Below are 19,937 nucleotides of genomic sequence, written 5' to 3' on the forward strand. Positions count from 1 at the left end.
ACCCGCTCACAGAGCTAAGCCATCTTATCATCGTCATTTTGCTCGCTTTTCTGCGTCACTCGCGCCAAGATCAGCCCGCGCATGCTGTTTATTCTCCTCGCCTCCCTCATCGGCGCGGTCGTGCTGCCACTGGTCGCCCGTCTCGTCGGTCGCGGCGCCGGTCTTGTGGTTTCGCTGCTCCCGTTCGGCCTGCTGGCCGCACTTCTCTCTCTTGCCCCCATCGTCGAGCGCGGTTGGGTAAGGGGAGAAGGAAGGAACTGGGCGCCTTGGCTCGGTCTGGATTTCACGCTGCGACTGGACGGATTTTCGTTCCTGTTCTGCCTTCTCATCACAGGGATCGGCGGACTCGTCACCATCTATGCTGGCGGTTATCTCACCAACAAGTCTCGGCGGGACCGGGCACGGTTCTTCTCTTACATCCTGCTGTTCATGACGGCGATGCTGGGGACTGTCCTCGCCGAAAACCTGCTGGTCATGCTCCTGTTTTGGGAGGCAACCAGCATCCTTTCGTTCCTACTCATCGGCTTCGATGGTCGCAGCGCCCGCGCGCGTCGCGCGGCCCTGATGTCCCTGCAGGTAACCGCGCTCGGCGGCCTGGCCCTACTCGCTGCCGTCATCATGATCGGCCATGTACTCGGCAGCTATTCGATGGCGGAAGCAATCGACCGGCGCGCCGATCTGATGGCCAGCGGCTGGGGAAATGCGATTGTCCTCTGCGTCCTGATCGCTGCCTTCACGAAATCCGCGCAGTTCCCGTTCCACTTCTGGCTGCCCAACGCGATGCAGGCTCCGACACCCGCCTCCGCCTTTCTGCATTCTGCGACGATGGTGAAGCTGGGCATTTATTTGCTCGCCCGGTTCGAGCCCGTAATCGGTGTAACCAGTTGGGGCCGCAGCCTACTCGTCACGGTGGCCTGCATTACCATGCTTCTGGCGGCCATTCAGGCGCTGCGTGCCGAAAACTTCAAGTCTGCGCTTGCCTATTCCACTATAGCCTCGCTCGGCATTCTCGTGATGCTGGTGGGACTGGACGGACCGGCAGCGTCGGTGGCCATGGTGGGATTTCTCCTGGCCCACGCGCTCTACAAGGCAGCGCTTTTCTTCTGCGCAGGGTCGGTGCTGCATGCCACCGGACTGTATAATCTCCGCGCGATGGGCGGCCTCGCCCGCTTCCTCCCGCTCACAGCTCTGGCCTGCGTGGGCGCCAGCCTCTCGATGGCCGGCATCCCACCCTTCATGGGCTTCATCTCCAAGGAGTTCCTGTTTCAGGCGCAACTGGAGAGCAGCTGGGAACTGGTGCCCCTCGCCATCGCCGTCATCGTCAATGCAGTGATGGTGGGTGTCGCCGGTGTCATCACGATGCGCCCGTTCTTCATGGGGCGCGGCAAGGTGACGCAGATCCATCACGGCGAGACCTTTTCGCTTGTCGCACCACCGCTCGTGCTGGCGCTCGCCGGCCTCACCATCAGCCTCGATCCGGACTGGATCACGCGAATTGCGCTGCGGCCCGCTGTCGCGGCCGTTTATGGACGCGCGGTAGAAGTCGACATTGCCGTCTGGCACGGCATCACGCCCATGCTCCTGCTGAGCGGCGTGGTGGTTACGGTCGGCGCATTGATCGTCCGGTTCTGGCGCCCCATCCACATGCGCCTGCGCCGAACGCGGCGGATCGACTCCCTTGCGATCGAACCGCTGTGGGAAGAGGCACTGCGCTTCCTGGTAACGGTGTCCAGCGCCCTCACTCAACATCTACAGCACGGGGATCTGCGCTGTTATCTGGCTGGGGTGATCGGCGGCATCGCCTTGCTGGTCGGCTGGTCGGTCATCGCCGCGGGCGTGGCACCGCGTCTGCCCGTCCTGGAACCGATCCGGATCGGCGAGGCGATCGTCGTGCTGGTGGGATTGGCCAGTGCATTCATGGCGGCTCGCGCGCGCACTCTGCTCGCCGCGATGATCTCTACCGGCCTGTCCGGATTCGCCATCGCCATCAGTTTCCTGGCGAACGGCGCGCCAGACCTCGCGCTGACCCAGTTCACGGTCGAGGCGCTGCTGGTCGTCCTGCTGACAGCGCTATTGCTCGCAGTGCCGCTTGCCAGCCCTGCCACGCGCACGTCCTCCATGCGTCGCCGCGACGCCGTGATCGCCGCTGTGCTGGCCGGACTATTGTGCTTCGGCATCATCGACATGACGGCAGACGAGCATGTCTCCGCCGCAAGCAGCTTCTTCGGGCGGATGAGCTATGTCGCCGCCCATGGGCATAACGTGGTGAATGTCATCCTCGTCGATTTCCGAGGGTTCGATACGCTCGGTGAGACAATGGTGATTGGGATTGCCGCCGTACTCGCTGGCGCGCTGCTCACCTCCCAACGAAGAGAGTCACAGGCGGGCGCACCCCCGCCCGTGCATTTCTCGCTGGCAATATCAGGGCGTTGGCTGGCCGGACTGCTCCTCATCGCCTCCGTCGTCATTCTCTGGCGCGGGCACGATCAGCCCGGCGGCGGCTTCGTAGGTGGGCTAGTGGCGGCGCTGAGTTTTGCGCTGATCGCCCTTGCTCATGGCGTTGATCGCGCTGAGAAAGCGCTGCGCATATCGCCGCTGACACTAGTGGGCATCGGCATGGCCTGCACGCTGGCCAGCGGCTTTCCCGGCATGGCTTCGGGGCAGCCCTTCCTCACCCACCTGTGGTGGCAGCCGGAAGGATGGTTACCCAAGCTCGGCACCACCATGATCTTCGACCTTGGCGTCTATCTCGTCGTTCTGGGCGCAGTGCTGAGTTTCCATTTCGGCCTCCAGCGGGAGGCGACGCGATGACAATTCTCTATGCGATCGCCGGAGCTGGCATCCTTGCCTGCGCGCTCTACATGGTGCTTTCACGCAATCTTGTGAGGATGCTGCTCGGCCTCTCGCTACTCGCAACCGGCACGAACCTGTTGCTGTTCCTCTCTGGACGCATCGCCAGCCGACAGCCGCCGATCATCCGGACGGGTGAAAAGACACTGGGCGAAGCGGCCGATCCGATCACGCAGGCGATGATCCTCACTGCCATCGTCATCGGCTTCGCGCTAACCGTCATGCTCGCTGTGCTGGTACTGCGGGCATGGCGATCCATCCGCTCCGTGGACGCGCGCGAACTGGATTCGGCGGAGACTCTGGGTCCGCCCCGCGATCGGGAGGCGGCGGATGACTGACGCCTGGCTGCTTATCGCTCCCGTCATGCTGCCGCTCTGCGGCGCCGTGGCAGCCCTTCTCTTCCGACGTTTCACAACCGGGACGGCGGTGGGCAACATTGTCGTCACCGGAACGCTACTTGCACTATCGGTTCTGCTCTTCATGCGGGCGAGCGAAACCCGCAGCCTGGCCACCATCGTCTTCGGCAATTGGCCGGTGGGCGTCGGGATCAGCTTCAGAGCCGCTCTGCCCGGTGCGGCTCTGGTCGTCTTGACCGGACTCATCGCCTTTGCGGCCGCTATCTATTCGCTCATTGACGTTGGCGGTCGGCGTCGTCGCGCGGGCTATGATGCACTGACTTTGGCGCTGATCGGCGCTGTGAATGGCGCCTTCCTCACGCACGACCTGTTCAATCTCTATGTGTGGTTCGAACTCGCCCTCATCGCCGCTTTGGGCCTGCTCACAATCGACAGAAGGCCTGCCCAGATCGACGGCGCGATCCGCTACGCTGCATTTGCGATGCTGGCAGCGACCTTCATCCTTCTAGGGGTGGGCATTATCTACGGCGTCACCGGCACGCTGGACATAGGCGCAGCGAGTAGCGCCCTCGCCCACCGCCCGCCCACCTTCGCGACTGCCGTGGCTGCAGCACTGCTGCTCGGCGGGTTTGCGCTAAAGGCAGGCCTCTTTCCATTCCATCTGTGGCTTCCCGCCTCCTATCATACCGGCCCGACCACGGCCGTAGCGGTGTTTGCGGGCCTGCTGACCAAGATGGGCTTCTATGCTTTGCTGATCGTGATGGCCGGCCTGTTCGGCATCGGCACGGGCGGGATCGGCGCGGCCCAGCTCATGCCTTTACTCGGCTGGATAGCGGCGGGCACGATGATCGTCTGCGTCGCGGGTGCGCTCGCTCAGACCGACATGCGGCGCATCTTCTCCTACCATATCGTCGCGCAAGTCGGCTACATGATGGCCGGGCTGGCACTCGCGACACCAGAGGGCATCGCCGCCGCCGTCTTCTACATGATCCACTCCATCATCGTGCAGGCGAACCTGTTTCTAGGCGCCGGGCTGATCCGACGTGCAAGTGGAAGCTGGGATCTTACGCGGACAGGCGGAATGGCGCGCGCCAATCCACTGTTCACCGGGCTTCTGGCGGTGCCGCTCCTGTCGCTGGCCGGCATCCCGCCGCTCTCCGGCTTCTGGGCCAAGTTCATCGTCATCCGCGAAAGCTTCGACGCTGATATGGTCTGGCTCGGCGTCGCCGCGATTATCGCCGGGTTCATGACAATCGTCTCGGTTTCGACCTTCTGGTCGGACGCCTGCTGGAAGGAAGCACGTGGACATTCGGTGCGGCGTGTGCCCGTCGCGGGGCTACTCGCAATGGCCCTGCTCTCAACAGCGACGTTGCTCATCGGCTTGATGCCCCAATGGCTGTGGCTCGTCGCTCGACGTTCCGCACAAGCACTCAGCACCTTGTCGGGAGGACCGTCATGAGCCTGCTGCGTCGCGCCCGCGCCGCGCTCCTGCTCGCGCTGATCTTCCTCTGGGACTTGCTGATCGCGTCGTTTGCCGTCGCCAAGATCGTCCTCTCCCCGACGATACGAACCTCGCCGGCGATCATCGTCGTACCGGTCGCGCTTGAACGTCCCTGGGCCGTTGCGCTGTTTGCCTATTTCACCTCCCTCACACCCGGCTCGACCTGCCTTCATGTGTCGGAGGATCGTAAGCGCCTCTACGTCCATGTGCTCAATACCTCCGATGCGGAAGCCTCGATCTCGCGTTTCAAGCATCTCTATGAGCGCTGGATCAGGGAGCTCGAACGATGATCGGCCTTCCGCTTCTCGCCGATGGCCTCGCGATCGTGCTCAGCATAGCGCTGGTTCTTGCCGGTTGGCGGATGGTGCGTGGCCCCAGCTTCGCCGACCGGTTTATTGCGCTCGATATGCTCACCGCAATCGCAGTGGGCTTTGCCGTCGTGGGGACCATCACGACGAGCCGTGGCGCGTTTCTCGACGTCGCACTGGGCATATCGCTCATTAACTTCGTGGCGACTGCAGCTTTCGCCGTGTTCCTCGAACGGAAAAGGAGGAAAGATTGACCCTGATCGCCACGGCGCTCCTCATATTGGGTGCGGCCTTCCTGTTGGTCGCGGCGATCGGCGTGGTTCGGCTACCCGATCCGCTCCAGCGGATGCACAGCGCGACGAAGGCCGGCACGCTCGGCGCGACACTGATGTTGCTGGGAGCAATGCTATCTGGCACGCTCGAGGGCCTCTCCACCAGCGCCCTGGTAATCCTGTTCCTGCTCCTGACGTTGCCGATTGGCGCGCAGCTGCTGGGCCGCGCAGCTTATGTCTCCGGGACAAAGTTGGAGGGGCTGGAGCAAGATCCGCTCAGCGATGAACTGGAACGTGCGGAGGCCCAGCCTGAGGAAGCGATTTAGGTCGGCAGATCTGTGAGGCCTGGTGCGGTAGCCGGGGCTACGCCGCTCCTTGAGATGTGTTGGCGCGCTTCGGCGAGAATTGTTCTGGTGGTCGATGAGAGATCACTGCGCCTGCCCATATCATCGATGAACGCGAGCAGTTTAGCTTTCGATTCTCGGCTTGCCGACATCGCCGCTTCGTCGTCATCTCCCACCCACTGGTCGACCCGAAGCCTCAGATGATCCATGATCTTGAGAAATGAGCCTGCTTCACCTTCATCAGATCCCCGGCGGACTTCACTTACCAACGCGTGCAATTCTTGAGCACGAACGGAAAGGCGGCTGCTCAAGCCCTCATCATCGGCAACCTTGGCTGCGGCTTCATGAATCGAGGCTGAGTCCGCGAGAATGTCCGCCAGACTGACCAACACGTTCCTATCTGCCGAAGCCAGCATCTGGTCCACCTTTAGTTGGGATGTCTCACTTGAACGAGGGGGACATCGGCTGGTTCCGCGGCGAAACACTATGTTGTCCCGGTGATCCGCGTGCGAATGGCAGGCTACCCAGTGTTCGATGGAATGACGGAAGGCATACCCCAAGCCGTCTGGGGCATTGGTCCGACTAACAGCCGCTGCCGAGGGGGACGACGGCTGCCAGTCGGTGGGCCTGCTCGCGGGGGAAACGAGCCTGTTGGCCAGCACCCTGATAGCAAGTGCATCATTTCCATGTGCAGCCGGAACATGACAAATGATGACCAAACTATCTTTGGGGGATCATCTCGCCGATGGCGTCAGCGCGTGCCTCAGTTGTGTCGCAGGATTTCCATGCAAAAGCACGCGCCGCCATGAACCGTTTTATAGGTGGCGTCGCCGCCATGCGCTTTAGCGATGACTCGAACAACAGACAGGCCAAGACCGCTGCCTTTAGCATTGCCACCCTGCTCCATATAGCGCCGGAACGGTTCGAAGGCATGTCTTGCAAAGTCAGGGCTCAGGCCCGGCCCCTGATCGGCGACATGGAGGCTTACATGGTCTTCTTCGACCCGAAGTACGACGTCTATCCGCCCTGGGCGTGCATGGCGCCTCGCATTGTCGAGCAAGGCCAGGAGTGCCTGGCGGATGCGGGCGGTGTCAACATCACAGAGACCTTTGTCGAGACCTGTTGAGATGGTAAAGCCGGCGCTCTCCAGGCCCGGTTGCACAAGGCGGATGACGGCCTCGATCTCGTCGGAAAGCTCGACCGACTGAAACTGCATTTCCAGCCGTCCTCCCTCCAGCAAGCTGACGGTGCGCAGATCCTCAATGAGACGGGTAAGTGCATCTACCTGCGCCAAAAGCGAGCGGAACAGGGAGTCGTCCGGCTTGAATACCCCGTCCGCAAGCCCCTGCAACCGACCGCTGAGAATCGTCACCGGCGTGCGCAATTCGTGCGCTATGGTGGCGTTCCAGCGCGGCAGCGCCTCCGACGCACGTTCCAGCTCCTCGGCCAGATGGTTGAAATCCTCGACCAGCATCGTCGCTTCGAGCGTAGCGCGATCGCCGGTTTCGGCGCGCGCCGTGAGATCTCCAGCAACGATGCTGCGCGCACTCTGCGCGACGGAGACGAGCGGCTTGACGACCCGACGGGCAAGGCGTGTCGCTATGACCACGGCAATGCTGGCCGCGACGATGCACAGCACCACGATCACGATCCATTCGACGCCCCGCGGAAACCACTGATCGTTGAGCGGGAACAGCAGTTGGGGCGAGACCCGAATGAGAACGCCGTAAAAAATGTATAGACCGGCGATTGTGACCATGACGGAGGTCAATGTGGCAATGACGGTGGACAGGATGATCTCCCGTCCGAGGCCGGAAGACGGGCGCTTCACGACACGTCCGCCAGCCTGAACCCGACGCCGCGGACATTGTTGACGAGCCCCGGCGCGCCTGCCTCCTCAAGCTTGCGGCGCAGCTTGCTCAAGTGCGTGTCGACAGTCCGGTCAAGCGCCTCGCCCCCGGGGAGACAGGCATCGACCAGTTCACTGCGCGAGAAGGCCCGCCGGGGCGCGCGGGCCATATGAGCGAGAAGGCGGAATTCGGTGAGCGTCAGCGGCAGCATGACGCGATCTGCGCTTCCCTGTGCGACCACGCTTGCGAGATGGCTGTCGAGATCGACCTCGACGGCTCCAACCCGCAACGTCTTTCCAGTGCCGCCGCCTGACCGGCGCAGCACGGCCCTGGCCCGCACCGCGACCTCCATGGCGTTGAATGGCTTCACGACATAATCGTCAGCGCCGATCCGCAAAGCCTGTAGCTTGTCGATATCCTGGTCCAACGCCGTCAGCATGATGACGGGCGTATCGCCCCGCCGGCGCAGTTCCGCCAGCACCGCCCAGCCGTCGAGGCGCGGCATCTGCACGTCGAGCATTACAAGATCGGGTTTGAGGGCGAGATGGAGTTCGAGCGCCGCGACGCCGTCGGCGGCCCGAACCGTCCGGAAGCCCTCGCGCTCCAGATATGCCGCAATCACCTCGGCAATCTCGGGCTCGTCCTCGGCCACCAGGATCAGGGCATTATCGGCGTTCATATTCAGCAAAGCGCTCCGTTGCCCTCATAATGGGCTAGATTGAGCGCACACGCCACGCATCTTCACACTTTCTCGACATTAGCTCGACAGTTGTTCGACAAGGCCGTTGCAATGGCCCGCAACACGAAAGCCAGAGTATAGCAATGATCGTATCTCCCCCCCCTGGGCGCCGCCACGCCCTGTTCGTCATTGCATCTGCGCTGGCGCTGTCCGCTTGCTCCGGAGACGCCCCTCCCCCTGCGCCCCCGCCGCCCGAGGTTTCGGTCGTGACCGTGAAGCCGGGCCGCATTGACGTGGCCGACGAGCTTCCGGGCCGGGTGGTCGCTTTCCGTGTGGCGGAGATCCGACCGCAAGTGAACGGACTGATCCAGCGCCGGCTGTTCGAACAGGGAACCGAAGTCCGCGCGGGCCAGCCGCTCTACCAGATCAATCCGGCGCCATTCCGCGCCGATGCCGACAGTGCGGCCGCCGCCGTACAGCGCGCCCGGGCGACACTCTCGCGGGCGAGCCTTCAGGAAAAGCGCCTCGCTCCCCTGGTGAAGGCCGATGCGGTGAGCGGACAGGACTATGACGATGTCGTGGCCGCCCGTGACCAAGCGGTCGCCGATCTCGCCGCGAGCCAGGCGGATCTGGCGCGCAGGCGGGTCGACCTGGGCTTCGCGACTGTGCGGGCGCCAATCAGCGGCCGCATCGACCAGGCGGTTTTCACCGAGGGCGCCCTTGCCAGCATGACCAGCGAGCAACCGCTCGCCACCGTCCAGCAAATCGACCGCGTCTATGTAGACGTGCGCCAGCCAGCCACCCGCCTCGAAATGCTGCGTGAGGCGGCGCGTGCGGGCACCGCCAACCAGGGCGCCCCAGTGGAGTTGGTCTCCAGCAACGGACATGCCTATCCTGTGAAGGGCCGGCTGCTCTTCTCAGGCATCAGCGTGGACCCGAACACGGGCGAGGTGATCGCCCGCGTCGAAGTGCCCAATCCGGAGCGTGCGCTGCTGCCCGGCATGTTCGTCCGCGCGCGCCTGCCGCGCCTGTCACTGCCCGATGCGATCGCGATTCCGCGCCAAGCGGTCACGCGTGATCCCAAAGGCGGCGCAATGGTGACGGTCGTCGGCAAGGACGGCAAGACGGCCGCCCGCCCCGTGGTCACCGGCGATGAGCAGAATGGCAATATCCTCATCCAGAAAGGTCTGAGAGCCGGCGACACCGTGATCGTCGAGGGGCAGGATCGCGTCCAGCCCGGCGCCGCGGTCAAACCCGTTCCGTGGCAGAACCCCTCTGCGGCCCAGCGCTGATCAGGCGAGAACCAGCCCATGCCCCGTTTCTTCATCGATCGCCCGGTTTTCGCCTGGGTCATCGCCATCGCCATCATCCTGATCGGCGCCATCTCGATCCCCCGCATGGCGATCGAGCGCTATCCTACGGTTGCACCGCCGACGATCAGCATCTCCGCGACCTATCCCGGCGCCACGCCGCAGATGATGAACGATGCGGTCGTCAGCCTGATCGAGCGTGAAATCTCGAGCGTGAAGAAGCTGCTCTATTTCGAGAGCAGCACAGACACTTCCGGCACAGCCACGATCACCGCGACGTTCGAACCGGGCACCGATCCCGAACTCGCACAGGTCGACGTGCAGAACCGCCTCAAGACCGCCGAACCGCGGCTGCCGCAGGTCGTGCGCCAGACAGGCGTTTACGTCGAGGCCGCCTCGTCCAACTTCCTCGCGCTGGTCAACATCCAGTCCAAGAGCGGCAATACCGATGCCGAAGCGCTGGGCGACTATGCCGCGCGATATGTGGTCGAGGAACTGAAGCGCGTGCCCGGTGTCGGCCGCGTTCAGCAATTCGGTTCCGAGCGCGCGATGCGCATCTGGGTCGATCCGGCCAAGCTCGCCGCCGTCAATCTCAGCATGTCCGAAGTGACGGCGGCGATCGCCAGCCAAAATCTCCAGATCGCGCCAGGGGCACTCGGCAGCGCGCCGACCATTGGCGATCAGCGCGTCACCGTGCCGCTCACCGCCGATGGCCAGCTTCAGTCGGTCGAAGAGTTCCAGCGCATCGTGTTGCGCGCCAATCCGGACGGGTCGAGCGTCAAGCTGGCCGATGTCGCGCGCGTCGCGCTCGGCGCGCAGGACTTCACCTTCGTCGTCCGCGCCAACGGCAAGGCTGTCTCGTCCATCGCGATCCTGCCCGCGCCGGGCGCAAATGCCGTTACCACCTCGGCCGCGCTTCACGAGCGCATGGCCGAGCTGGCCAAGGCGATGCCGTCCGACCTCACCTATACCATCCCCTTCGACACGGCGCCCTTCGTCCAGATCTCGATCGAGAAGGTCATCCATACTCTGATCGAGGCGATGGTGCTCGTCTTCGCGGTGATGTTCCTGTTCCTCCAGAAGATCCGCTACACGCTGATCCCCGCAATCGTCGCGCCCATTGCCCTTTTGGGCACCTTCGCCGTGATGCTCATGGCCGGTTTCTCGATCAACGTGCTCACCATGTTCGGCATGGTGCTGGCGATCGGCATCATCGTCGACGACGCGATCGTCGTGGTGGAGAATGTCGAGCGCATCATGGCGGAAGAGGGGCTCCCGCCGGTTGAGGCCACACGCAAGGCGATGTCCGAGATTACGACCGCCGTCATCGGCATCACGCTGGTGCTCGTCGCAGTGTTCATCCCGATGGCCTTCTCCAGCGGCTCGACCGGCGCGATCTATCGCCAGTTCAGCATTTCGATGGCGGTCTCGATCCTTTTTTCGGCCTTCCTTGCCCTCTCACTGACGCCGGCGCTCTGCGCCACGCTGCTCAAGCCAGTGCACGGCCATGAGGAGAAGAAGGGCTTCTTCGGCTGGTTCGATCGCAAATTCGACGCGATGGCTGATGGCTATCAAAGCTGGGTAACGAAGCTGCTCAAGCGCAGCGGCCGCATGATGGCCGGCTTCGCGGTGGTCGTCGCGTTGCTCGCCTTCGCCTTCTTCCGCCTGCCATCCGCTTTCCTCCCCGAAGAAGATCAGGGCTATTATATCAGCTCCTTCCAGATGCCTGCCGATGCGACAATGAGCCGCACACAGGAAGCCGTGTCGGTGCTGGAGAAGCACAATGCCGGGCGCAAGGGCGTCGCCGATACCGAAGCGGTGTTGGGCTATGGCTTCTCGGGCTCAGGCCCGAACGCAGCGCTGATCTTCACCATCCTGAGCGATTGGGGCAAGCGCGAAGGCGCCACGGCTCTGGGCGAAGTCGCCAGCGCCAATCAGGCGACCTCGGTGATCCGCGAAGGCACGATCATGAGCGTGATGCCGCCTTCGGTCGAAGGTCTCGGCAACTCCGCCGGTCTATCCTTCCGCCTTCAGGACCGTGCGAACCGAGGCCAGCAAGCGCTGATGGCTGCGCAGTTCCAGTTGCTTGGCATGGCCGCCCAGAATCCCGTGTTCATGATGGTCTATCCCGAGGGTCTCCCGCCGGGCAGCAGCATCAAGCTGAACATCGACCGTGAGAAGGCTCAGGCGCTGGGCGTGCCCTTCACCTCGATCACCGATACGCTGGGCGGTGCCATGGGATCGGCCTATGTGAACGACTATCCCAACGAGGGCCGCATGCAGCGCGTGATCGTCCAGGCCGATGCCTCGGCGCGCATGAAGCTGGACGATGTGCTCAAGCTCTACGTCCGTAACAGCGCCGGCACCTCCGTGCCGCTGGCCGAGCTGGTCAATCCGGTCTGGGAAAGCACGCCGCTGCAGCTGGTGCGCTATAATGGCTATCCTTCGCTGCGCATCGCCGGTCAGCCCGCCCCCGGGCGTTCAAGCGGCGAGGCCATGGCTGAGATCGAGAAAATGGCCGCGCAGCTACCGCCCGGCTTCGGCATCGAGTGGACCGGCCAGTCCTATCAGGAGAAGCAGGCGGGCGACGAAGCCTTGATGCTCCTCATCCTCTCCATGGTCGCTGTGTTCCTGGTATTGTGCGCCCTTTACGAGAGCTGGGCGATCCCGCTCTCGGTCATGCTGGTGGTGCCGCTGGGTCTCATTGGCGCAGTCGCGGCTGTGCTGCTGCGCGGCCTGCCCAATGACGTCTTCTTCAAGGTTGGCATGATTACCATCATCGGCCTCAGCGCCAAGAATGCGATCCTGATCGTCGAATTCGCCAAGCTGGCACGCGAGCAAGGCATGTCGACGGTACAGGCTGCGATCCATGCGGCCCGCCTGCGCCTGCGGCCGATCATCATGACCAGTCTCGCCTTCACGCTGGGCGTCGTCCCTCTGATGATCGCCGCCGGCGCAAGCAAGGAAACGCAGCAAGCGATCGGCACTGGCGTGTTCGGCGGCATGATCACCGCGACGGTGCTGGCCATCTTCTTCGTGCCGGTCTTCTTCGTGGTGGTGCTCGGTCTCGTCGATCGCTTCGGGAAGCAGAAGGACGGGCAAACTCCGCCTGCCGAACATCCTGCGGTGGAGGGCTGATCCGATGCGCACGCTTCCCCTGATCGCGCTGCTCCTCACCAGCGCCTGCTCGATGAACCCGAAGCTGGAAACCCCTGCCCCGCCGGTTGCCCAGAGCTTCCCCGATGCAACCGCGCAGGAGGCTGCCAGTGCCGCCGCGCTCGATTGGCGCAATATGTTCGCGGATCCGCGACTACAGGCGATCATCCAGGTCGCGCTGGAGAATAATCGAGACCTGCGTGTCACCACCCTCAATGTCGAAGCGGCGCGCGCTCAGTTTCGCGTCGCGCGCGGCGCACAACTGCCGCAGGTGGACGCCAATGGCGGCTACACCCGCCAGCGCATGCCAACGGCGGCGGCAGCAGCCGGCATCGGCGGCATTCCGGGCGGCGGAGAAGCGCCGAGCGGCATCGAGTTCGAACAATATTCGGCCAATGCCGCACTCACCAGCTTCGAGATCGATCTGTTCGGTCGCCTCCGCTCGCAGAGTCAGGCCGCTTTCGAGCGTTATCTCGCCTCCGATGAGGGCCGCCGCGCGGCGCGCATCGCGCTGATTGGATCGGTGGTGGATGCCTATCTGGAAGAACGGCTGGCGCAGGAGCAACTCGCGCTGACCGACCATATTCTGGAGGACTGGACCGCCGCGCTCGAAATCACCCGCAAGCGGCATGAGGCCAAGCAGGTGAGCGGCGTGGATATCGCTCAAGCCGAAGGGCAGGTTCGCCAGGCCGAAGCCGATCAGGCGATGCGCAGCCGCGCGCTGTCGCAGGCCCGCAATGCGCTCCAATTGTTGGTCGGTGCGCCCCTGCCCGCCGATTTACCGGCACCAATCTCTCTGATGGACCAGCCGATCCAGACGCAGTTACCCGCTGGCCTTCCCTCCGATCTCATCGCCAACCGGCCGGACATCCGGCAGGCCGAGCACACGCTGATCGCGGCCAATGCCGATGTAGGCGCGGCGCGCGCGGCTTTCTTCCCGCGCCTGTCGCTGACCGGCCTGTTCGGCTTCACTAGCCTTGCCTTCGACAATCTGTTCACCAAAGACAACCGCACATGGTCCTTCTCCCCGCAGATCAGCCAGCCAATCTTCCGGGGTGGCAGCCTGCGCGGCGAACTGCGCCTTGCGCAGGTACGCAAGTCCATCGCCATCGCCGAATATGAGCGCGCGATCCAGAGCGCCTTCCGCGAGGTGGCTGATGGTCTCGCCGGCCGCGCCACCTTCGCGCAGCAATTGGATGCGCAGCGCAAGGCGGCCCAAGCGGCAGCGCGTCGCGTCGAGTTTTCAACGCTGCGCTATCGCGCGGGCTTAGACAGCCGCCTGGAGCTTCTCGACGCGCAGCGCAGCGATTACGCTGCACGACAAGCGCTGCTCGACCTACGGCGTCAGGAACTCTCCAGCGCGGCGGGCCTGTATCGCGCGCTCGGGGGTGGGAGCGGAGACCCAGTCGCTCCCAGATCGTAGGAATACCCACGCGCCTCGATCCCGCGCTGGCTGATGATCTTATAAGTGGGGATCTTGACCTTCCGCGGGCAAACGGGGTCATCAGTCAGTCCAGGCATTGCATGTAGAGCATTCAATGCCATACCAATATATCGCAAGCGATCCGTTGGGAGGACCGTGAGATGGCAATCGTTATTATCGCACAACGACGGACCCGTACTGTCAAATAGCGACGCTCCATGCGCTTAACTGCCCTCGTGATATTGGCGATTTTCAGCCTACTCGCCGTGACAGCCGATCGCGCGTCGCCCATAAAAAAAGTGGCGGTTTCGTCTTCCTACACCTTCGCCCCTTTTGGCCCGGTGCGGGTGACGCGTCCGCAGAGCGAGCCACGTAGCATTGTGCTTTTCCTGTCGGGCTCAAAAGGGATTTCGCAGACGGAAACAGCGATTGCGGAGGAGCTGGGGCGACGCGGCATGCTCGTCGCGCTGGTCTCCACGGGTGAGCTCATGAAAGAGCCCAGTCGCTGGGCCAGCCGCTGCCTCAATGCCAACTATCCACTCGTCGATCTCTCCCGAGACGTGCAGCACCGCTTCGGTGTCAAAGCTTATATGAAGCCGGTCATCCTGGGCATGAACGAAGGCGGCACGCTGGCGTATGCCAGCCTCTCACAATGGCCGAACGGCTCCTATCTGGGCGTCGTATCTCTTGGCTTCGCACCTGCGATTCCGAGCAGCCTGCCCTGGTGCGCGGCGCCGGGCTTCAACGCAAAGCGCACAGCGAACGGAACTGCGTGGCAGTTCGGTCCCAATAAGCGCATCAAGCTGCCCTGGATCGCAATGCATGCGCGTGCCGAAACCGTCGCCATAAATGCATTGGCCGCAGCCGTGCCACATGCTCGTGTCATGCCGCTGCCTGCCCGCACCACACAATGGCCAACGCCCGTCGCCGACGCCTTAGCAAAACTGCTTCCGGCACCGGTTCAACATGCGCGAACGGGAAATTTGCGTATTCCTGATATGCCACTCTCGTTGATACCTGCTCAACCGAGCAGCGCCAATCGCGACGTCATGGCGATTATCTATTCCGGCGATGGCGGCTGGGTCGGGATCGATCGCGATGTCGCCGAAGAGCTGTCTAAAGCCGGCATTCCGGTCGTGGGTGTCGATAGTCTCTCTTATTTCTGGACGGCGAGAACACCAGCCGGCGCCGGCAAAAATCTGGGTCAGCTTATCGAAGCGTTCAGCGCAGACTGGCGGCGGCCGCGCGTGTTCCTCGTGGGCTACAGTTTCGGCGCCGATGCCATGCCTGCAATGATCGGACAGTTACCCGCGGCAACGCGCAACAAGATCGCCAAGGTTGCCTTGTTGGGGTTCAGCAGCACGGCCGATTTCCAGTTTCATCTGGGTAGTTGGCTCGACATTGGGTCGGACAATTCGCTTCCGACGATACCAGCCGTGACCCGACTGCGCGGCCTGCCGATGCTGTGCATTCGCGGACAGGAAGAAGATGACAGTGCCTGCGGTCAGATCCCGCCAGGCATCGCTCAGCAATATTTGGTGCCCGGCGGCCACCATTTCGACCGCAACGCTCCGCTGCTCGCACAGATTATCCTCGGGCAACGCAAGCCGGGCGCGATCTAAATAGCGCTCTTTGCGGGCGCGCGGCCAATCAGCCGGGAAAGATCGCGCAAGGCCCGCACGAGACCGACAGCCGGGGGACCGGCTACATAGCGCGGCTCCCAGACTGGGGCGAACTTCTCCTTATAGCCGCGCAATCCCCGGAACCCGTAGAGACGCTCACCATGCCGAAAGATCAGCGACGCCACCCGCGCCCAGGCGGGCGCCAGCCGGCGCCCATCAATGCCCGAAAGCGGCGCCATGCCGAGCGAGAAGCGCTCAAAGCCACGCTCCTTCGCCCAGAGCAGCAAATGCACGAAGAGAAAGTCCATGCTGCCTTTCGGGGCATTCGTGCCATGGCGCATCAGGTCGATAGAGGCCTCACTCCTGTTCTCGGTCAGCCACAGATTGGCGAAGGCGACAATGCGCCCCTCAAGGGTCACGAGGCCTACATCGCAACTGCAGAGATAGTCACGGTCGAAGCTGCCGAGGCTGAAGCCCTTCTCGGTATGACCCTTCTCTTCGACCCACTCATCCGACACGGCCTTTAGCTCATCAAGGATGACCGGCACGGCCTCAGCAGGAACAATGCGGAATTCGACGCCGGTCTTAGCGACCGCGCGCTCGGACTTGCGAAGACTCCGCATCCGCGGCGTATCGAGCGAAAAATCTGCGAGGGGCACAAACGCCTCTTCACCGAATTTGACGATGTACAGCCCCAGCCCGATTGCAAGCTCCAGCGTCAAAGGCGAAATTTCGTAGAGGAGCAGCCTGCCCTGCTGACGATCCGACAAGTCACGCAGGCGCCAGAGCAGTTCGCCCCATGCCTCCGGTGCGCCGACCGGATCACCCATGACAATCCAGCTCGATCCCTGCACCTGATACATGAGGAACGCGTCCTCCTTCTCCGAGACGAGGAACCGCTTGTCTCCTGTCAGGGCAAGCATCGATTCCGCCCGTCTGGCTTGGCCCAGTATCGCACGGATAACTGCCATATTGGTATCGTCGCCAGTGTCGGCCGATGTCCTCTGCGCGGGGGCCAGCAGTCGCCATACAGCCACACCGGCGAGCAACACCGCAACCGCGAGCATGGCGCGCAGGAACCGAGGAGCATCGCCGTGCAACGCAAACTCCCACCAGAGCTGGTCGGCATAAGGCACGTGGCGATACGCAAAAAAGCCGGCCCAGACGGCAAGGGCAACGACGCTGGCGGCAGACACGATCCATCCGGCCGAGAGCGGCTGCTGTGTGAGGGCGGTACGCCGGTAGAAGGCGGCGCGCGTCCACTGCAGCAGGCCGGCAAGCGCAAGGCAGATGAGTGCCTCTTCATAGTCGATACCCTTCGCGAGCGAGAAGGCCGCGCCTGCAAGAAGAAGCGCGCGAGTGGCATGAAAGGCGCCGTCAAGCCGACGATAAAGGCCTGGCGCAAGCAGCAACAGCGCCGTGCCCACCAGACTGGCCGCGACGTGGCTCGCCTCGATGAAAGGCAGTGGAAGAACCTTGGCGAGCGCGCCGATACGGTGATGCAGCGCCGGCAACGAACCGGAGAGCAGCAGCATAGCACCGCTCAGGAAGGTCGCACCGCTCATTACGAGAGGCGACAGGCCGGACATGACAGTTTGAGCCCCCGCCACGATCCGCCCGGCATGGCGGAGCTGCACACCCTCATGCCAGACGAGCAGGATGACGCCGATGGCCAGCGGCAGAAGATAATAGACGACGCGATAGGCGATCAGCGCCGCAAAGATCGCCGCGTGGTCGCTCGGCACGACTGCCAGAACGACTGCCTCAAATACTCCGAGACCACCCGGCACGTGGGTGATGACCGCAGCGATAATGCCGAGCGAGTAGGCAAGAATGAAAGTCGGCAACGTTGCCGGATCGGCGCCGGGAATGAGAACGAACAGAGCGGCGCTGGCGAAAGCGATGTCGGCCAGTGCGATGGCGATCTGCCCGGCAAATTGCAACGGACCGGGCATGGGTAACGCGAAGCCGAACAGAGTGAGCGGCCCTCGTATCAGCGCCGATGCCATAAGCAAGGCAGCGACCACCATGAGCACAGCCGCGCCGAGCAGATGCGCCTGGCTATCGGTAAGAGCGAACGAGCCGATTCCGATCGGCCCGGAATGCATGAGCAGGGCGGCGCCCGAAACAGTCACTACGCCGGACCAGAAGGTGCCGCTCGCCAATCCTACTATGCGCGCAATATCAGGACCGTCGAGCCCGGCGCCCGTATAGATGCGATAGCGGGCCGATCCCCCGGTCAGCAGCGAAAGGCCCAGATTGTGGCTGAGCGTATAGCTGGTGAAGGACGCCATCGCCGCCGTTCGCCAGGGCAGCGGCCGGCCTATGACCCGCAGAGCGAGATAATCGTAGAATGTAAGTGCCAGATAGCTGGCGGCTGTGAAGAGCAGCGCAAGGCAGATCTGCCTGCCGGATAGAGCATGTGCCGCCGCGCGGACATCGGCATAGCGCACTTCACGTGTGACCGCCTCCAGAGCGGTAAAGCCGAGCACGACAAGGGCAAGCACGACCCCTGCGATGACGATCCTGCGGTGACGCTGGATCAGCGCGATGAGCCCCCTCATTGCGGCACCCGTTCAATGCGGGTCCAGAGCTGGGACTTGCAGATGAGCCCCCCTAATATGCAGCCCTTGATTTTCAGCTCATTGGGCGAAAGCTGATTGATCTGGGAAGAAACACAGCGCCCCAGATCCGGCACGAACACGGTTCCCGACCAGCTATGTGCACTCGTCGGATGATAATCCTGCAGGAGTTCGGTGCCTATCAGCTGCCTGACGCCGCTTTCCCTGGCATCCGCAACGGCCTCTCCATTTGCCCAGACAATCCAACCGCAAAGCTTATTGGCGCAGGAGCTTGTGCGGACCACCACGCTATCGTGGGGATTGATCCAGAGGCCATCTGCCTCGCTCGCGACAGGCTGCGCGTAAGCGAAAGCCGGTATGGCAAGCGCGACGAGCAATGGTGCTATGAATAGACTGCGCATAGGCAACCCCTGGTTCCATTGCATGGACGATAGCACGTCCCACATGACCGGAAACTCAGTGCGGCTTAAATTATTCGTTACCTTGCACGGATCATCGAACCGTCTGGCGAGACGTAAGCCTGCATGATGGTATCAGCGACAAGGGCCGAGTTCCTGTTTAGAAAATGGTCGCCCGGCAGGGTCACCCGCGTGACGTTCGGCTGGTTCCAGATTGGGCAGAGGCTGTGCGCTTCAGTCTCGCCATGAACGCAGAGCGTGGGCGCCCAGACCAGCCTGCGCGCATGTGGCAAAGACGGCCCGTCATTGCCCCAGTTGAATATCCCGCCCGGCGTCGCCCGATAGGATAATGTATCCGCGGGCACGACGAGGGCAACGAGCGCGATACGTGCCTGGTCTTCCTGCGGCAGGCTCGGCAGTCCCGCAACCAGCGCATCTGCGCCAAAGGACTGGCCAATGACAAGAACGCGCTGTGCGCCCGGTATGGCAAGCGCACGATCAATCGCCTGGCTGACCAGCTTTTCAGTCTGCTCAGGCGAAAGCCGGCTGGAGAATGCCGTCAGCGAATTGACACCCAGGACCGGCATGCCCTGCGCTGCGAGATGCGCCGCAATCTTCGGCCCCATACCGGTATTTAAGCCCATGTCTCCGGAGAAGAACACGGCGACGGTGCCTTTCAGGCGAGGGTTGCCGACTGTCGACGGCACCATCTTGTAGATCGATCCCCACGGGTAGCCGAGATGCCCGCCACAAAGCCCCACGCCAATAAGAGCCGCTATGAAGAGGCCGGCGGCGAACGACCGCCATCTGCGGAGAGTCCGTCCGATCCTTACCATGGCATGACCTCCCTGATTAGAAATTGAGCGCATAAGTGATGACGAAGCAGGCTATGGTCTGCAGCAGCATCGCGACAATAAATGTCACGTCAGCGACGCGCTCCAGCCAGTGCAACCGCGACCGGGACGCAACGCGTAAGGCGAAATAGGACGCTAGTGTGGCGATGAGAAACAGCAGAGCATCGACCGCAAGTATGTCGTCCGCCGCCGTTCCGCGCCCATGAACCAGTGTCGTAAAGCGCAGGAGGCCGATGCCGGTGAGGCACACGCCGACCATTGCCGCCGCGATGGGACAGATCAGCCGACATGTCTGCTCATCGAGCGCCGCCCGCCTATGCGGCCCTTCGCGCCCCTGCGGGATCAGGTCGTCAGGTTCGGATCGCGGAGGCGGCATCTTCATCTTTGCAGCATAGCCAACGCCTGCATGTACGCTGCCGCGCCAAACCCGGT

At 63.0% G+C, this 19,937-nt stretch carries 17 protein-coding genes; 10 read left to right on the forward strand and 7 right to left on the reverse strand.

The window, feature by feature from the left end; translation table 11 throughout:
• Positions 1-81 precede the first annotated feature (81 nt).
• From mbhE to mnhG, 6 genes are read left to right on the forward strand one after another with little or no spacing between them, the layout of a single operon-like run.
• Positions 82-2,811: a hydrogen gas-evolving membrane-bound hydrogenase subunit E gene (gene mbhE, locus ACNAOH_RS03290; RefSeq protein WP_443971350.1), complete on the forward strand. Its 2,730-nt coding sequence runs from the start codon at positions 82-84 to the stop codon at positions 2,809-2,811.
• A complete protein-coding gene (locus ACNAOH_RS03295) occupies positions 2,808-3,188 on the forward strand; it encodes a sodium:proton antiporter (protein WP_443971351.1) in 381 nt (126 codons plus the stop codon). Before mbhE ends, ACNAOH_RS03295 begins: the two co-directional genes overlap by 4 nt.
• Entirely contained in the window at positions 3,181-4,665 is a 1,485-nt protein-coding gene (locus ACNAOH_RS03300; RefSeq protein WP_443971352.1) for a proton-conducting transporter transmembrane domain-containing protein, read from the forward strand. Before ACNAOH_RS03295 ends, ACNAOH_RS03300 begins: the two co-directional genes overlap by 8 nt.
• The gene (locus ACNAOH_RS03305; protein ID WP_443971353.1) at positions 4,662-4,997 is read left to right on the forward strand and encodes a Na+/H+ antiporter subunit E; all 336 of its coding nucleotides are present in this window, start codon (positions 4,662-4,664) and stop codon (positions 4,995-4,997) included. Before ACNAOH_RS03300 ends, ACNAOH_RS03305 begins: the two co-directional genes overlap by 4 nt.
• Positions 4,994-5,269, forward strand: coding sequence for a monovalent cation/H+ antiporter complex subunit F (locus ACNAOH_RS03310; RefSeq protein WP_443971354.1), 276 nt, complete (start codon positions 4,994-4,996; stop codon positions 5,267-5,269). Before ACNAOH_RS03305 ends, ACNAOH_RS03310 begins: the two co-directional genes overlap by 4 nt.
• Entirely contained in the window at positions 5,266-5,613 is a 348-nt protein-coding gene (gene mnhG / locus ACNAOH_RS03315) for a monovalent cation/H(+) antiporter subunit G (RefSeq protein WP_443971355.1), read from the forward strand. The genes ACNAOH_RS03310 and mnhG overlap by 4 nt, the downstream gene beginning before the upstream one ends.
• On the opposite strand, the gene ACNAOH_RS03320 is transcribed toward mnhG, so the two are convergent.
• The 3 genes from ACNAOH_RS03320 to ACNAOH_RS03330 all read right to left on the reverse strand — a co-directional run bounded on the left by ACNAOH_RS03320 (position 5,610) and on the right by ACNAOH_RS03330 (position 8,160).
• A complete protein-coding gene (locus ACNAOH_RS03320; RefSeq protein WP_443971356.1) occupies positions 5,610-6,047 on the reverse strand; it encodes a hypothetical protein in 438 nt (145 codons plus the stop codon). The two genes, mnhG and ACNAOH_RS03320, sit on opposite strands and share 4 nt — an antisense overlap.
• Before the next feature lie 347 nt (positions 6,048-6,394).
• A complete protein-coding gene (locus ACNAOH_RS03325) occupies positions 6,395-7,462 on the reverse strand; it encodes an ATP-binding protein (protein ID WP_443971357.1) in 1,068 nt (355 codons plus the stop codon).
• Positions 7,459-8,160 (reverse strand): response regulator transcription factor, encoded by a 702-nt coding sequence (locus ACNAOH_RS03330; RefSeq protein WP_443971358.1) that lies wholly within the window; start codon positions 8,158-8,160, stop codon positions 7,459-7,461. Before ACNAOH_RS03330 ends, ACNAOH_RS03325 begins: the two co-directional genes overlap by 4 nt.
• Before the next feature lie 143 nt (positions 8,161-8,303).
• Between ACNAOH_RS03330 and ACNAOH_RS03335 the strand changes: the two genes are divergently transcribed.
• The 4 genes from ACNAOH_RS03335 to ACNAOH_RS03350 all read left to right on the forward strand — a co-directional run bounded on the left by ACNAOH_RS03335 (position 8,304) and on the right by ACNAOH_RS03350 (position 15,671).
• Positions 8,304-9,452, forward strand: a complete 1,149-nt coding sequence (locus ACNAOH_RS03335; RefSeq protein ID WP_443971359.1) for an efflux RND transporter periplasmic adaptor subunit — start codon at positions 8,304-8,306, stop codon at positions 9,450-9,452.
• Between the two features lie 18 nt (positions 9,453-9,470).
• Entirely contained in the window at positions 9,471-12,608 is a 3,138-nt protein-coding gene (locus ACNAOH_RS03340) for a multidrug efflux RND transporter permease subunit (protein WP_443971360.1), read from the forward strand.
• A 4-nt stretch (positions 12,609-12,612) separates the two neighbouring features.
• Complete coding sequence (locus ACNAOH_RS03345; RefSeq protein WP_443971361.1) at positions 12,613-14,049, forward strand: efflux transporter outer membrane subunit; 1,437 nt, start codon at positions 12,613-12,615, stop codon at positions 14,047-14,049.
• 218 nt (positions 14,050-14,267) lie between these two features.
• Complete coding sequence (locus ACNAOH_RS03350; RefSeq protein ID WP_443971362.1) at positions 14,268-15,671, forward strand: AcvB/VirJ family lysyl-phosphatidylglycerol hydrolase; 1,404 nt, start codon at positions 14,268-14,270, stop codon at positions 15,669-15,671.
• Here ACNAOH_RS03350 and mprF read toward each other — a convergent pair.
• The 4 genes from mprF to ACNAOH_RS03370 all read right to left on the reverse strand — a co-directional run bounded on the left by mprF (position 15,668) and on the right by ACNAOH_RS03370 (position 19,887).
• Positions 15,668-18,235: a bifunctional lysylphosphatidylglycerol flippase/synthetase MprF gene (mprF, locus tag ACNAOH_RS03355; protein ID WP_443971363.1), complete on the reverse strand. Its 2,568-nt coding sequence runs from the start codon at positions 18,233-18,235 to the stop codon at positions 15,668-15,670. The genes ACNAOH_RS03350 and mprF overlap by 4 nt on opposite strands.
• Entirely contained in the window at positions 18,232-18,654 is a 423-nt protein-coding gene (locus ACNAOH_RS03360) for a DUF2147 domain-containing protein (protein WP_443971364.1), read from the reverse strand. Before ACNAOH_RS03360 ends, mprF begins: the two co-directional genes overlap by 4 nt.
• Positions 18,655-18,731: 77 nt before the next feature.
• A complete protein-coding gene (locus ACNAOH_RS03365) occupies positions 18,732-19,487 on the reverse strand; it encodes an AcvB/VirJ family lysyl-phosphatidylglycerol hydrolase (protein ID WP_443971365.1) in 756 nt (251 codons plus the stop codon).
• Positions 19,488-19,503: 16 nt separating this feature from the next.
• Positions 19,504-19,887 carry a hypothetical protein gene (locus tag ACNAOH_RS03370; protein WP_443971366.1) on the reverse strand — a complete coding sequence of 128 codons (384 nt, stop codon included), beginning with the start codon at positions 19,885-19,887 and terminating at the stop codon, positions 19,504-19,506.
• Positions 19,888-19,937 lie beyond the last annotated feature (50 nt).

The sequence above is a fragment of the Sphingobium sp. CR28 genome (assembly GCF_052327305.1).
Lineage (GTDB): Bacteria > Pseudomonadota > Alphaproteobacteria > Sphingomonadales > Sphingomonadaceae > Sphingobium.